At 36.1% G+C, this 15,458-nt stretch carries 14 protein-coding genes; 5 read left to right on the forward strand and 9 right to left on the reverse strand.

Going from position 1 to position 15,458, the window contains the following annotated elements:
* The first annotated feature begins 78 nt into the window (after positions 1–78).
* Positions 79–870 (forward strand): sulfite exporter TauE/SafE family protein, encoded by a 792-nt coding sequence (locus DAY19_RS01225; RefSeq protein ID WP_114705366.1) that lies wholly within the window; start codon positions 79–81, stop codon positions 868–870.
* On the opposite strand, the gene DAY19_RS01230 is transcribed toward DAY19_RS01225, so the two are convergent.
* Entirely contained in the window at positions 867–1,328 is a 462-nt protein-coding gene (locus DAY19_RS01230; RefSeq protein ID WP_114705367.1) for an Lrp/AsnC ligand binding domain-containing protein, read from the reverse strand. The genes DAY19_RS01225 and DAY19_RS01230 overlap by 4 nt on opposite strands.
* 127 nt (positions 1,329–1,455) lie before the next feature.
* Between DAY19_RS01230 and asnB the strand changes: the two genes are divergently transcribed.
* Positions 1,456–3,036 carry an asparagine synthase B gene (asnB, locus tag DAY19_RS01235; protein ID WP_114705368.1) on the forward strand — a complete coding sequence of 527 codons (1,581 nt, stop codon included), beginning with the start codon at positions 1,456–1,458 and terminating at the stop codon, positions 3,034–3,036.
* Between the two features lie 68 nt (positions 3,037–3,104).
* Here the strand turns inward: asnB and lon are convergent, their stop codons facing one another.
* From lon to DAY19_RS01265, 6 genes are all read right to left on the reverse strand, one after another.
* Positions 3,105–5,513, reverse strand: a complete 2,409-nt coding sequence (lon, locus tag DAY19_RS01240; RefSeq protein ID WP_114705369.1) for an endopeptidase La — start codon at positions 5,511–5,513, stop codon at positions 3,105–3,107.
* 434 nt (positions 5,514–5,947) lie between these two features.
* On the reverse strand, positions 5,948–7,243 hold the full coding sequence (locus DAY19_RS01245; RefSeq protein ID WP_114705370.1) for a DUF3373 family protein: 1,296 nt from the start codon (positions 7,241–7,243) through the stop codon (positions 5,948–5,950).
* A 21-nt stretch (positions 7,244–7,264) separates the two neighbouring features.
* Positions 7,265–7,522 carry a hypothetical protein gene (locus DAY19_RS01250; protein WP_114705371.1) on the reverse strand — a complete coding sequence of 86 codons (258 nt, stop codon included), beginning with the start codon at positions 7,520–7,522 and terminating at the stop codon, positions 7,265–7,267.
* Between the two features lie 208 nt (positions 7,523–7,730).
* The gene (locus DAY19_RS01255) at positions 7,731–9,836 is read right to left on the reverse strand and encodes a methyl-accepting chemotaxis protein (RefSeq protein WP_158536731.1); all 2,106 of its coding nucleotides are present in this window, start codon (positions 9,834–9,836) and stop codon (positions 7,731–7,733) included.
* Between the two features lie 246 nt (positions 9,837–10,082).
* On the reverse strand, positions 10,083–11,393 hold the full coding sequence (gene clpX, locus DAY19_RS01260) for an ATP-dependent Clp protease ATP-binding subunit ClpX (protein ID WP_114705373.1): 1,311 nt from the start codon (positions 11,391–11,393) through the stop codon (positions 10,083–10,085).
* 40 nt (positions 11,394–11,433) lie between these two features.
* Complete coding sequence (locus tag DAY19_RS01265) at positions 11,434–12,045, reverse strand: ATP-dependent Clp protease proteolytic subunit (protein ID WP_114705374.1); 612 nt, start codon at positions 12,043–12,045, stop codon at positions 11,434–11,436.
* Between the two features lie 249 nt (positions 12,046–12,294).
* Between DAY19_RS01265 and DAY19_RS01270 the strand changes: the two genes are divergently transcribed.
* The gene (locus DAY19_RS01270; RefSeq protein ID WP_114705375.1) at positions 12,295–12,897 is read left to right on the forward strand and encodes a peroxiredoxin; all 603 of its coding nucleotides are present in this window, start codon (positions 12,295–12,297) and stop codon (positions 12,895–12,897) included.
* Positions 12,898–12,903: 6 nt separating this feature from the next.
* On the opposite strand, the gene DAY19_RS01275 is transcribed toward DAY19_RS01270, so the two are convergent.
* Positions 12,904–13,641, reverse strand: coding sequence for a hypothetical protein (locus tag DAY19_RS01275; protein ID WP_114705376.1), 738 nt, complete (start codon positions 13,639–13,641; stop codon positions 12,904–12,906).
* Between the two features lie 116 nt (positions 13,642–13,757).
* Between DAY19_RS01275 and DAY19_RS01280 the strand changes: the two genes are divergently transcribed.
* Together DAY19_RS01280 and DAY19_RS01285 are read left to right on the forward strand one after the other, a co-directional pair.
* Positions 13,758–14,369 carry a DedA family protein gene (locus DAY19_RS01280; protein ID WP_233500226.1) on the forward strand — a complete coding sequence of 204 codons (612 nt, stop codon included), beginning with the start codon at positions 13,758–13,760 and terminating at the stop codon, positions 14,367–14,369.
* A gap of 137 nt (positions 14,370–14,506) precedes the next feature.
* Positions 14,507–14,818, forward strand: coding sequence for a hypothetical protein (locus DAY19_RS01285; RefSeq protein WP_114705377.1), 312 nt, complete (start codon positions 14,507–14,509; stop codon positions 14,816–14,818).
* A gap of 68 nt (positions 14,819–14,886) precedes the next feature.
* Here DAY19_RS01285 and DAY19_RS01290 read toward each other — a convergent pair whose 3' ends face one another.
* On the reverse strand, positions 14,887–15,450 hold the full coding sequence (locus tag DAY19_RS01290; protein ID WP_114705378.1) for a PilZ domain-containing protein: 564 nt from the start codon (positions 15,448–15,450) through the stop codon (positions 14,887–14,889).
* Between the last annotated feature and the right edge of the window lie 8 nt (positions 15,451–15,458).

The following is a 15,458-nucleotide window of genomic DNA, read 5'->3' on the forward strand; positions in this document are numbered from 1 at the left end:
AGTTTTGTGTCACAACCTGAGCTTTTTAGTCTATCTTTAACTCTTGTCTTCCCCTCTTTCTAAGTGCATATTAATAAGATGATTTTTCTCTTATATTTGGCCGTTGGCGCTTTTGTTGGAACACTTTCAGGTTTATTTGGAATCGGTGGCGGTGTAATTATTGTCCCAACTCTCTTACTCATTTTTAAAGAACAAGGATTTTCATCAGATATTACGATGTTTATGGCCCTTGGTACTTCTCTAGCAACAATTGTTGTAACAGCAGCTTCTTCAACACTAAGACATTATAATATGGGTAACCTAATCGTTGAGGTTTCTAAGAAGCTTATCCCACCTATTTTAGTCGGTATTTGTGTCGGTGCATATTTAGTAAATCAGGTAAAAGCTTCAACTCTTGAGGCTTTGTTTATCACTTATCTTTATTTAGTTTCATTAAAAATGATTTTGTACAAAGTAAAAGTTGATGAACCAAAAGAGACATCTAAATTTCTCTATGGAATAACTGGATTTATCATTGGCCTTAAATCATCAATTCTTGGGATTGGGGGTGGAACAATTAGTGTCCCTTTTTTAACATGGCGTGGTTATCCTATGAAAAATGCTGTAGGAACATCCGCATCAATTGGTATTCCAATCGCGCTCACTGGTAGCGCATTTTACATCTATAACGGTTTTGATAAGCTAACTCCAGAATACTCTCTTGGTTATGTCTACTTACCAGCATTTTTTGGAATTTCAATTGCAAGCTTCTTTTTCACAAAGCTTGGAGCAAAGATTTCAAGTGTGGCCAATCAAGTGCTTATGAAAAAGATTTTTGCTATTATGCTTATCCTAATAGCGATAAAGAAGACGACTAGTTTTATCTCTTAAACGTTTAGGCTCTTATCAATTACTTGTTTTAAGCTAATGAAAGACTCTGTCGATTGAATCTCTTTAATCATCTGAATCTTTCCAATAAGAAATTCATGAAAGTGATTTATATCCTTAACCATGATTTTTACAATTAATGCATAATCACCTGTCGTATAATAGGCTTCAACGATTTCATCCATTTTCTCGAGCTTATCAATTACTTTGTGAATATCTCGTGCATTAACTAAGTGAAGGCCAAGAAGAACCACAACACCATGACCAAGCTTAGCATAATCAACCTTTATAGAGCTTCCTATGATAATGCCAGCTTCCTTAAGCTTTTCCACTCTTTGATGAATAGTACCACCTGAAACCCCTATTTTTCTGGCCATTTCAAGGAAGGGCATGCGGGCATCTTTTTCCAAAAGCTTAATTATCTTCTTATCAGTACTATCAATTTCGTATTTTTCGGCCATTTTACCCCTCAAATATACTATATCCTCATTAGATTACTCTATTTATTAAATAATTGATAGTTTTAGATGTTCATAATTGAGAAATTGATAAAAATTACCGATTATTAATAAAAATATGGAGGTTTTCATGTGTGGATTTAGTGTTTTTACCGGAATAGTTGATAAAGAAGAGTTTGAAGTTAAGTTCGATTTAATCGCACACCGCGGTCCAGATCAAAGAGCAATTCACTCTTTGAAAGATGGCCTAATGGGATTTCACCGACTTGCCATTATGGACCTGACAGATGCTGGTTCTCAGCCTTTTATCTCAAAAGCTAAAACACACCTTGTTTGTAATGGAGAAATTTATAATCATCGTCTTTTAAAAACAGACTATATTGAACGCTATGACTTTCAGTCAGACTCTGATTGTGAAGTGATCATCCCTATTTTTGAAGAATATGGTATTGAGAAGTTACTTCTATCACTCGATGGTGAATTTGCTTTTGTTATCGAACAAGATGGTAAGTTCTTTGCAGGCCGAGACCCTATTGGTATCCGTCCCCTCTTTTATGGTTATGGTGTTGAGGACGGAAAGATTGCCTTTGCCTCTGAAGTAAAGGCCCTACAAGAACTATGTAGTGATATTAAACCATTTCCACCAGGTCACTACTACGCTGATGGTAAATTTGTTTCATATTTTGATGTGAGAGAAATTAAAACAAGAAAAGAAGAAGATCTTGAAGCGGTTTATAAGGGAATCCATGATCACCTTGTAGAAGGTGTTAAAAAACGTCTTGATGCAGATGCTCCAGTTGGTTTTCTACTCTCAGGTGGACTTGATTCATCACTAGTTTGCGCTATAGCTGCAAAGTTAAGTGATAAACCAATTAAAACATTTGCTGTGGGTATTGATACAAACCCAATTGATTTAAAATATGCGCGAATTGTTGCAGACTTTCTAGGAAGCGAGCATCATGAAATTATCTTTACAAAAGAAGAAGCGTTTGCCCATCTCTCAGAGCTAGTTCATAAGCTTGAAACATGGGATATCACAACGATTAGGGCCTCAATGGGTATGTCTCTGGTTTGTAAGTACATCCGTGAGAAAACTGATGTGAAGGTTGTCCTAACAGGCGAAGTTAGTGATGAGCTCTTTGGATATAAGTATACAGACTTTGCACCAAGTGCAATTGAATTTCAAAAAGAAGCACAAAAGCGTGTTCATGAATTATATCTCTATGATGTTCTAAGAGCTGATCGCTCGATTAGTTCTCATTCACTTGAAGCGCGAGTACCTTTTAGTGATAAGGCCTTTATTGAATATGTTATGGGTATTGCACCAGAGCAAAAGATGAATTGGTCTGGTGAGGGTAAATACCTTCTTAGAAAAGCTTTTGATCATAGTGAGTACTTACCGGATGAGATTCTTTGGCGTGAAAAAGCGGCATTCTCAGATGCTGTAGGACACGATATGGTTGATTGGTTAAAGGCGCTTGCTGAAGATAAGTACAGCGATTCAGACGTTGCTCAGGCACGTGAGAAATATGAGCATGGTACACCTTTTACAAAAGAGTCGTTAATGTATCGAGAAATCTTTGAAACACATTTTCCAGATAAAGCACATTTAATTAAAGATTTTTGGATGCCAAATAAAGAATGGGAAAACTGTCAGGTAGATGATCCATCCGCACGAGTTTTACCAAACTACGGAGACTCAGGAAAATAACAATAAAAAAGCCTCGCTATAGCGAGGCCTTCTTTTAACAAGTATTAATTTTTTAGGAGGATAATAGCTTAGTTAGCTACTTCCATCCCGCTCCCAGAATCGATAACCTTCAGTCCTACATGTGACATGAACTTCTCTGGCTCTGTTAATTGTAGAGCAATCTTAAGAACATCTTCAACATGAGTTACTGGATGAACAGATAGTCCTTGCTTGATTTCCGGTGGGATCTCAAGAAGATCTTTTCTATTCTTCTCAGGAATAACAACTGTTTTTACTCCTGCTTGTTTTGCTGCCAGCATCTTCTCTTTTAGGCCACCAATTGGAAGAACACGTCCTCTAATTGTCACCTCACCTGTCATGGCAACATCTTGCCTTACAGGAATTCCAGAGATTGCTGATGTAATGGCCGTAACCATTGTGATACCTGCTGATGGACCGTCTTTTGGAGTCGCTCCCTCAGGTGCATGGATATGAATATCATGTGTTTCAAACCATTCTTTATCAATTCCAAGACGACCTGCAATTGAACGAACATAGCTCATTGCTGCTTTTGCCGACTCAGTCATAACCTCTCCAAGTTTACCAGTGATTTGGATACCACCTTTACCTGGAACTGCAATAACTTCGATATGGAGCATACAACCACCAACTGAAGTATAAGCAAGACCATTTACTAGACCTACTTCTGGCTGCTCTTCGATTACATTATCATCGAATTTAACAGGACCAAGGAACTTCTTAAGTTGTTTAGAAGTGATTGTGAACTTCTTACCTTTTTCAATATCTTTTGTGACAACATCAGTTGCAATCTTTCTTGCAATTGTGTTGAACTGTCTCTCTAAACCACGAACACCAGCTTCTTTAGTGTAACCACGAACAACGTCCATGATTGTATTTTCACTCATTGAGTATTCGTAAGCATCAAGTCCATTATCTTTCCATGCACGTGGTGCAAGGTACTTCTTAGCGATCTGAGTTTTCTCAATCGGAGTATAACCAGCTAGGTTAATAATCTCCATTCTATCTCTAAGTGGACCTGGAATTTGTCCAAGGTCATTTGCAGTCATAACAAACATTACTTTTGATAGATCGTACTCTACTTCTATGTAGTGATCTCCAAAGTTCTTATTCTGAGCTGGGTCTAGAACCTCTAGCATTGCTGCTGCTGGATCCCCTCTCATATCAGAAGTCATCTTATCAATTTCATCTAATAGAATAACTGGGTTTGAAGTCCCTGCTTTCTTAACTGCACTGATGATCTTACCTGGCATTGCACCTACATATGTACGACGGTGACCACGGATTTCAGATTCATCTCTAACACCACCAAGTGAAACTCTTTCAAACTTACGTCCAAGAGACTCAGCAAGTGACTGACAAATCGATGTTTTACCAACACCTGGAGGACCTGCTAGACAAAGGATTGTTCCCTTACCTTCAGAACCAACAAGACTTCTTACTGCAAGATACTCAAGAATTCTCTCTTTTACATCTTTCATTCCGAAGTGGTGATCATCAAGAACTTCTCTTGCATGTTCAACATCATTATTATCTTCTGTGTACTCTCCCCATGGTAGAGAAAGCATCCAGTCAATGTAGTTTCTAACAACTGCAGATTCTGCAGACATTGGAGACATTGACTTAAGTTTCTTAATTTCTTTTGTAACACGCTTAACAGCTTCTTCAGGCATTTTCTTCTTTGCCAGACGCTCTTCCATTTCTTGAACTTCAGACTTCTCATCTTTTTGTCCAAGCTCTTTTTGAATCGCATTCATCTGCTCATTAAGGTAGTACTCTTTTTGAGACTTTTCCATTTGCGACTTAACGCGAGTTCTTATTCTTCTCTCTACGTTAATAATCTCAATTTCACCTTGCATCTTCTCTAATAGAAGTTGAAGACGTTGCTCAATATCCACAGCTTCAAGAATCTCTTGCTTTTCTGGGATCTTCATCGATAAGTGAGCAACAATAATATCAGCTAATCTTGATGGATCAGTGATTGATGAAATACTCATAAGTAATTCAGGTGGAATTCTCTTATTAAGTTTCACATATTGTTCAAATACGTTTTTGATTGAACGTACTGTCGCTTCGATCTTAACTTGTTCTGGAACTTCTGGAACGCATTTAGAAACGTCGGCCCAATAACCTTCACTTCTTGCTTCAAACTCATCGATCGTTGCTCTATACTTCCCTTCGATAAGTACCTTAACTGTATTATCTGGTAGGCGAAGCATCTGAATAATATTTACAACAGTTCCTACATTGTAAACATCTTCACGATCTGGATTTAAAATACTAGCATCTTTTTGTGTGACGAGAAAAAGCTCATTACCATTTTTTGAAGCTTCCTCTAGAGCATTGATTGACTTCTCTCTTCCTACAAATAGTGGAACAACCATATGTGGAAAAATAATCATGTCTCTTAGTGGAAGTAGTGGTAAGTTCTTCGACTCAGTTGACTTCTTGTCTGACATAGCACCTCCTGCACTATTAATACTTGTCATAATTTCATACTGGGAAAGGATAGGAAAAAGACCTCATGTCTAAATTCTGTTCCTTTAATAAATTGTATCAATATCCCCTCACGTTTTGGAAAGTTTTTTTCGCCGGAATCTTATGCCCCTCAATAAATTCACAGTGTATTAATAGCCTAACCTATGGTTTTTAAAGGCATTTTCCTTACCTGAGCGGTGAACACTGTTTAGCTAAAATATTCTAACATTTAGGCTGTATGAATTTTTTATAATCGTAAATTGAACATCTCTAGAAATAATATCTTTGAACTTTACATTCTTCTCGAAAATTCTTGAGACAAGATTTCGTGAGAGTGTCTAAAGAAATAAGCAAAAAAAAAGGCCAGACATTAAGTCTGGCCCCTATGGAGTAAGTTAAGAAATATCTTAACTAATTAGAAGTTTGTAATGAGTCTCGCATATCCTGCATTTACCTTCTTTTCTACGTCAGATCCTGCACTAAGAACTCCATTAATATAAAGCTTATCGCGATCCTGCATCATATATCCAAGAATTAGTCTCATATCACTATTTACATCATATGATCCAAATACATGATGACCTGTAGAAGCTGGTGTTGAATAGAATCCAATTGCGTCTACATCTGCAAGTCCAACTTGGAATGCATAATCATCAGCCTTTAAAAACTCGTAACCAAGCTTGAAAGAACCAAAAGTGTAACGAGCGTCTAACATATAAACACTACCATCATTACTTCCATCTGTTCCATCAGTGAAAACACCACCAACAGTTGGGATACCACCTCTTGAATCAGTCGTAGTATGCTTATAAGTAAAACCAATATCTAAACCAGTGTTTCCAATACCATTGAATTCAAAATATGCCACATATGCATCGTAATCAAAGTTTAAATTTGAAACTGGTGTTCCACTAGATACTTGGTCAAGGAAGAAGTCTTGGAATCCTACATATTGAGCAATAAAATTCATACGCTTTGCCCAACCAAGGTTTAGCTTTTCGTAGTCGATCATTGCTGAGTACATTTGCTCAGTTGATCCAATTTTAATTCCACCAGCTCCAAGGTATCGACTATCAATAGCTGTAGCTGCACCATTAACTTGATTAAGTGGAGTATAAATTGCTCTTACAGCGAGAGTACCACCCATTGCTCTTGTACCATATGTTAGGGCCATACCATCAAGCTCAGCTCCATATGCTAATTGCGGATAAGTTCCAGATCTAGCAGTCCCCTTCTGTAGATGGTACGAAGGACCTTCGATAGTTGGTAGACGTCCAATAGAAAACGTGAATTTATCATCAATCTTATAATTAATAAATGCTCTTTCAACATAAACTTCTGAACCAGACTTATCACGACCAGCACCACCTGAATTAGAAACAGCAGAAGTATTACCAGCACGACTTGTAAAATCATTAAAGTATTTAGACATTGAAAGACGTCCATAGAAGTCTAATTTATTACTTCTTTTTGAATGCATATCAAATCTAAACCACAGAGAGTTTTGAGATTCACTATAGTTACTGTTTTGTGTTGTATTCTCTACATCAAAATAATCATAGCGAGCCTCTAGCTCTCCATTAAAGTTCCACGTATTTAAATCCCTTGATAGCTCAAGATCCTCTACTCTGTCTTCTAGAGATGCACCGTAAGCAGTCGATGAAAGAACTGCAAGTGCGATAATTGATTTTTTCATTGTATTTAATTTCATTTTTTAGTCTCCTTAAATTAATTATCCACCGATTGATGAAGATGCATCTTTACACTGAAGTGTACATCCGCTTCCAACGTCTACTGTTGCACCAGAACAAGTCTTAAACTTAATAACGGTTCCAGAACGACCTGGTGTTGCCATCTTTTCTGCTTCTGCTTTTGATTTTTTACACTGCTTTACAACAGCATTGATGAAGTCATCTTTTGCACCCGCGAATGCAAAAGGAGACATTAGTGAAACTCCTAATAAAATAGGAAATATCCTAGAAATTCTCATGGCTCCTCCTTGATATGAGAACATAGTTAAATGCTTAAACTACTAATAAAAATTATTTTAGTGAGGTATACGAAAAAAATAAAGAGGGAATCTGTACTTTTCTAAAGAAAAGCTAAAGTAAATCTATCTAAATATTTAAATTTACTTAAACCATACAGCTCAACGACCAAGAAACCATTTAAGTCAGGAATATAAGGCACCGTAATAACTACGATGCCTTCTTATGATTTGATTCTTTTGGAAATTTTACGACTTTTGCATCTTCAGTTTTTTTTACCTTAGATGTCGATGCATCATTTTTTGTTCTTCCGCCAATTATCTCATTTTGGAGTATTGATAGAACATTTTGAAGATTATTAGTTTCATTATTTAAATCTTCCGCATATTGAAGCATCTTTGATGCAATTTCTTGATTATCAGATGATGCTTCTTGCATCTGATTCATTGCTTGTGAAATATTTGTAACACCAGTTTCTTGTTCAGATGTCGCTGCTGATATTTCTTGAGACATTGAAGATACATTCATTACACCATGAACAATCTCTTCAAGGGCCCCTGTACACTCTTCTGAAACTTTAATTCCATCATCAATTTTGACACGAGACTGCTCAATCATCGATTCTACAGACTCTTTATTTTCTTTTACGATTTTTTCAACATGGGCAACAGACTTCGTTAGGATTGCATTAATCTCTTCAGATGCAGTTCCAGACATTGCAGCAAGATTTCCAACTTCTTCTGCAACAACAGCAAAGCCCTTACCATGCTCACCTGCTCTGGCCGCTTCAACTGAAGCATTGAATGAAAGAAGCTTTGTTTGAAAAACAATGTCATTAATAACTTGTGTTTTCTCATTAATCTCATTGATCAGATTAACAATCTCTGAGATTTTTTCACTTCCGTCATTTGTCGTTCTAAGGACGTCATCATTTGCTTGTTTAATATTATTCATTGAAGACTTAACTTCCTCTACTTTATGTTTTCCATCCTGTGCAACTCTTTCATTATCCGTTGAAACATCAACCGACGTCGCTGCATTCTGTGCATTCATTTTTACCATGCTTGATAATTCATCAAGGGTAGATGCAGTCTCATGTATTGCCTGCGCTTGATTTGAAGTCAGCTCACTTACACGATGAGAAACCCCATTTAAGTTTTCAACAAATTTAACCGTTGATTTTGCAGAGTTTTCTAAGCTTGCAACAACTCCAAGAAGTTGCTTATAAAGATTTCTAACTGTTGCAAAAGAGATAGCAACACAAAGAATTAGAACACCAGCTAATGTGAAGTAGAATAAGTTTTGAAGTGTTATAATTTCACCATAGGCTTGTTTTTCCGTCATTCCTATAACCAATCTCCACTTCATCATATCAAGGAAGCGGCGATGGTGAATCTCACCAAATGAGTAAAGATATGTTTCCTTACTGTCCCCTAGAATATGAGGATGAAGAATAGTGTCGACCTTACCTTTCTTCAATTTGACTGCCATCTCATCATCTGAAGCAATCAATGTTTTTGCTAAATTATAATTTTCAAAGTCATGAAGATTCTTGTCTTTCTTTGCAAGTTCTTTGTCATAAGAAGTGATGACTTTTCCTTCGCTATTAATTAAGTGAATCTCAGAAGAGTCCATTCCATTTGAGTTTAAAGTATGAAAAAGGTTCTTCATTTCACTTTCAAACCAGCGGCTTCCCACAAATGCACCTAAAACGGCAATTGGGTCACCATATTCATCTTCAATACGAGTTGAGAAGTATTGCCCCATTCTCTTTTCGCCATACACTTTCGATATCATTTCACTCTCGTGAACTTTTCCAGCAAAAGCACCAAAGATTTTCTTATCGTAATTTTCTGTGTACTCACCTTTTGATGTTTTTTGAAACCAATTATCATTTTTAAAGTTATAAGACTTAAGAAATTCTGTGTTCAATTTTTCCCCAGCGGCCGTAATTTCGGAATGAGCAATCAGTTTCCCATCTAAACCAATTAGAAATAACATATCTGTATCAGGGTAGAGAGTGACAAGCTCATTTAAAAGAAACGTTGATGCTCCAGGGTCTTTATCTTTAAGATCTTTGTTTCGAGCAAAAGATTGAACGTTATTATAATTAGTGAAGAATTGTTCAGAAATTGAATTTGTTAAATTATTATAATAAAGAGCAAATCCATCTCGCTTACTTGCCTTTTGATCTTCAATTCCTTTTTGAAAAGGGACAAAAACCGCAAATGATATAAATAAAACCATTCCAATTGAAATGAAATAAAGTTTTTCTTTTAAGCCTATGGCCATAAACTTTGTTAATTTTGTTAACACATTCCCTCTAAACATCTCTTATCCCCTAAACATAAAATAGATCTAAATAATTTTTCGGTTAGCTAAGTGTCAACCTTTAGAAATTCTTTAAGTTTCTTAACTAATTTATTAACAATAAAGCGATAAGCGACTGAATTTATGGAAATTAAATAAAGATAGTTACGAAACAGAATTTACATCTAAGATGAAAATAAAAAGGCACGAACTATGTCGTGCCTTATTATTAAGAAAATGTATTCAATTTAATTAAGCTGATTCAATATCTTTCTTGGCCTCAAGAGCTGAGTTCGCAGTTGATGAGAATTCCTTGCGCGGACCTTCTTCAACTCTTGGAGACTCAATTCCTCTAATAGAGGCTTCAGTGATAATAACTTTATTAGCTTTATCATTTGCTGGTACATCATACATAACTTCAAGCATTGTTTGCTCAATGATTGCTCTTAGACCACGAGCACCTGTTTTTCTCTCTAGTGCAGTCTTAGCAATTGCATGAAGTGCTGCTTCTTCAAATTCAAGTTCGATACCATCAAATTCAAAAAGCTTTTGATATTGTTTTGTTACTGCATTCCTTGGTTCAGTAAGAATTGAAACAAGTGCTGCTTCATCAAGCTCTTCAAGTAGAGCATTAACAGGAAGACGTCCAATGAACTCAGGAATTAATCCAAACTTCGTTAGATCTTCTGCTTCAATTCCACCTAGCTTTTGAATTACAGACTCTTCTGCGTCAACAGTTTGCTTAGCAACTAGACCCATTGGTCTCTTAGTCATACGCTTTTCAATGATCTTATCAAGTCCAACAAATGCTCCAGCAACTACAAAGAGAATATTCTTTGTGTTTACCTGGATAAACTCTTGTTGAGGGTGCTTACGGCCACCTTTTGGTGGAACTGAAGCAACTGTACCTTCAACTAGCTTAAGTAGTGCCTGTTGAACACCCTCACCAGATACGTCTCTAGTGATTGATGGGTTTTCAGACTTTCTTGCAATTTTATCAATCTCATCAATATAAACAATTCCACGCTCAGCTCTTTCTACATCGTAGTCACATGCTTGAAGAAGGTTAAGAATAATATTCTCAACGTCCTCACCTACGTAACCAGCTTCAGTTAGAGAAGTTGCATCAGCAATAGCAAATGGAACATTTAGAAACTTTGCTAGTGATTGTGCAATAAGAGTCTTACCTGAACCAGTTGGCCCAGCAAGTAAGATATTCGACTTTGCTAATTCAACAGCATCATCTTTTCTCTTAGAATCACCGTGGGCAATTCTTTTATAGTGGTTATGAACTGCAACTGAAATAATCTTTTTAGCACGATCCTGTCCAATTACATACTCATCAAGGTGCTTCTTGATTTCGTGTGGCTTTGGAACATTATCAAGAGCTGCTTTTGATACAGACTTAACTGTATCCTCGTAGATAATTTCATTACATAGCTCGATACATTCGTCGCATATATAAACACCTGGTCCTGCAATTAACTTCTTTACCTCTTTTTGAGATTTTCCGCAGAAGTTACAAGACAGAGCGCTGTTATATGATCCTTCTTTTTTACTCATTAAAGTTCCTTTCGTTTATATACAGTATTCAACTATAGTTCTATTTCTTGTTTGATTCAATAACGCTATCGATAATTCCTAGCTCAATTGCATCAGTTGGCGACAAGTAATTATCACGATCAGTTGCAGCAACAATTTTTTCCATCGTCATATCAACAGATGAGTGCTTTATGTAAATATTATTTAACTGATCTTTTAATGTTTGAATTTCATTTGCTTGAATCTGAATATCAGAACACTGACCTTGTGCACCACCTAATGGTTGGTGAATCATGATTCTTGAGTGAGGAAGACTATAACGGTGTCCTTTTTCCCCTGCTGTTAGAAGCAGTGATCCCATCGATGCAGCAAGACCAACACAGTAAGTATAAACTGGGCATGATACGTGTTGCATAATATCGTAGATACCTAGGCCTGCATAAACGCTTCCACCTGGTGAATTAATATAGAAGTGAATTGGATCTTCTGGGTTACTTTGCTCAAGGAACATAATCTGAGCAATTAATAAGTTGGCAACAGTGTCATTAACCTGCGTTCCTAGAAAAACAATTCGATCAAGTAATAGTCTTGAGTAAATATCGTATTGTCTCTCTCCTCTTGCTGTTTGTTCAATAACAATTGGATTAGGAATATGTGCCTTTGGATCTGTCATTTTTTCTCCCTAGAAAATGAATTTTTCGATTTCATTCAACATTTCGGTGAGCCGAGTCATTTTCTTTAGATAAAAGTGCAAGTTAAGTAATAATTAATACGTCCCTAAGCAATGGAAATTATTTAAGCTTCACCGCCAAAAGTATCAAAATTAACATAACAGGTCTTGAACTTCTCATAAGGCTACGGTTAAATCGATTCAAGAAAAAATGAATAAATTTTTAAGTACTTAAACACACAGGAGAAAGTAATGACTGAAACAGTTTATCCAACTTCGCTAGTTTCAAAAGCGGCACCAGAATTCAAAGGAAATGCAGTAGTAAATGGAGAAATCAAAGAGATCTCTCTTTCTGACTTCAAAGGAAAGTGGAAAGTTCTTTTCTTCTACCCACTAGATTTCACATTTGTTTGCCCAACAGAAATCACTGCATTCTCAGATAAGATTCAACTTTTTAAAGACCTTAACTGTGAAGTTATCGCTTGTTCAGTTGATTCAGCTTTCTCTCACCTAGCTTGGACGAAGCAATCAAGAAATGAAGGTGGACTTGGTGACATTAATTTCCCAATTCTAGAAGACCTTACAAAAGAAGTTTCTAGATCATATGGAGCGCTAATGCCATCTGGTGATGTTGCATTTAGAGCAACTTATATCATCGATGATAACAATATTGTTCAACACGTTTCAATCAACAATCTATCAGTTGGTAGAAATGTAGAAGAAGTTGCAAGACTTGTAGATGGTTACCAATTTACAGCTAAGCACGGAGAAGTTTGTCCGGCAGGTTGGACAAAAGGTGCTGACACAATGAAGCCAGATCCACAAGGGTCACAAGAATACTTTAATAAGCTATAGTCTTATTCAATAATAGAACCCGACTCCAACACCGAGTCGGGTTATCTTTAATTCTCTCAAATCATCTTGTAATTCATGTCTTTTTACGAAAATGTGGTACCACATATTCTCACTATACTTTTGTGAATAATCGATTAAATAACGTTGTCCTTTTAAGCCTGTCTTTGAACTAAATGATTGAGATGCACTCATTTTAAATACAAATGGTGTGAAAAACTTTTGTGCAAAGGCCAAGCCCAATGTCCCATAAGTAATTTTCTGAGTAACTGATTTTAACTCCTTTCCACTTCCTAGAAAATCAGGTGTGTTATAGAGATAGAAGACTTCATGATCAAGGCCTCCAAAGAATCCCGTTACATTTCGATAAGTATAAGATTTATGTGCATGGAAGCTAAAACCAGTTTCAGGATCTAGTTTCGTATTATTTGAGAAGGTACTTCCTCCTTCTTCCTTAATATCGGATGGCACAATATAAGATAGACTTCCCGTTGCAAGTAGAGATAGCTTTTCAATTGAACTAGGGAAAAAAGCAAAACCGGCCGTAATTGTCATTGGTGAATTCTGCTCAGTAGAAGTCATAATATTAGAAACTTTTTCTTTTTGAATACCCAGTGAAGCGGCCGTTTGTATAAAATAGTTGAACTCATCACCATTAGACTTTAGAAAGTAATCTAAGTTTTTTCCGTGGACCTGATTTATATTTAGGCCAATAAAGAATATTACAAGTGATCTAAAATACTTCACAAAAGCATAGTAACAAAAGACTTAAAAGTTTTAAGCTAGGAAAAAACAGCTGATAAATTAATGCGATTTAATAGAATTTAGGATATTCTTTTAAGTGTTTATTTACAGGAGAAATAATGGAATTTATCGATCAAATCATGCTCTATATAAATACTAATGTAAGCTTAGCTCCATATATTATCTTTGGGCTACTACTACTTGCTGGTTTTAATATCCCAATATCTGAAGATGTGATGTTATTTACTTCGGCGATTTTAGCTGCAAAAAATCCAGAGTATCTCTACCCTCTTTTCTTTGCTGTTTTTCTAGGAGCATATTTTTCTGATTTAATTTGTTATGGATTCATTGGACGCTATCTCGGTCCAAAGATCTTTGGAATAAAGTTCTTTGCTTCGATGGTGACGCAAGAAAGGCTTGATACAGTAAATGCCTTCTTTAAGAAGTATGGTGTCTTCACATTAATCTTTGGTCGATTTGTACCATTTGGTTTTAGGAATGCTCTATTCCTATCTGCAGGGCTTGGTAAAATGAATGCATGGAAATTTGCCCTTTCGGACTTAATAGCCGCAACGATTTCTTGTGTCGTCTACTTCACGGTTTATTACAAATTTGGAGAAGCGGCCATTGAATATATCAAAAAATCTAATTACGTGATTGGCTCGGTTGCCCTTGCCGTCATTCTCGGTTTCGCCATTAAAAAATGGAAAAAGAAACGTGTAACTAATTAAAATCACAAATTATAGAAAAAATTACAAGGCCTGAGGATATTTATTGTCAGCTCAGGCTTGTTACTCCATAATCCCGCTTGTTCACAAAAAATGTGAAAAAAGTTGAACGGTATTTATTTTTTTGGAGTACAAGCGAAATGTTAAATTCTATCCCACAAGAGAAAGTAGTAAATTTCAATGCGTTTAAAGCTGAAAAAGCAATGAGATGTGAAAATACTGTTCAAAGAGATTATTTTTCGAAACTAGATTTTTCTGCACTTATTAATGAAACACATAGTCTCGTTAGTGAAATTAATCAAGAAAATGCTATCAATGACGAACTTCTAGTAAAAGTAGATCAGCTTACGGCAGAATTTAAAAGCCGAATTCTTGATAATGAAACACCTATTGATAAATATTTATTAGCAACAATTAAAGACTTAAAGTTTTCAATCAAGGCAAAACTATAAGCTTTGTTTGAAACCTATATCCTTCTCGTTTTATTAAGGCCCAGTAATCTGGGCCTTATTATTCTAAATTATAATGATTCTAGTGATTGGTAATCGTGTAAGACTTTTGCTCGAAGAAGTGGAATCTTTAGTGATGAGTCGTAACCGAGTAAAGCGGCAGTCTTTCTAAGTTGAACAATATTCCCCTTCTTCTTTGATGAGTTCTCAAATTGCGTTAAGAGATAAATCATATTTTTTGAAAAAGTTTGAACGTAGGCTTTAATCAAGGCCATATTTCCAGAACTCACTTCACTGAACTTCGCACCAATTGAAGGTAGGAGAATTTTTTCAACTTCTGACAGTCCTTCAAAAGAGCGAACAACATCAACTTCACATCGCAATACTTCAATATCAAAAGCACTGTGATCAATACTTAATAGTTTCTGTGTGCTAAGTTTTGAAAATTCAGGATATTGAATAAGAGATATCATCGTATGGAAGCGCGACTTTTCAGGGACGCGCCCCATATCAGAAATTAACATTCCACCTTCAGAAATATTAGAACACTTTGCCTTTAGTACATAATCGTCACAAAGATAGAGCATCTCTTGATTAACAGGCGCTCTTAAATATTGACGATTTGAACGTGACACTGGTTTCT

The organism is Halobacteriovorax vibrionivorans (genome assembly GCF_003346865.1).
Taxonomy (GTDB): Bacteria; Bdellovibrionota; Bacteriovoracia; order Bacteriovoracales; family Bacteriovoracaceae; genus Halobacteriovorax_A; species Halobacteriovorax_A vibrionivorans.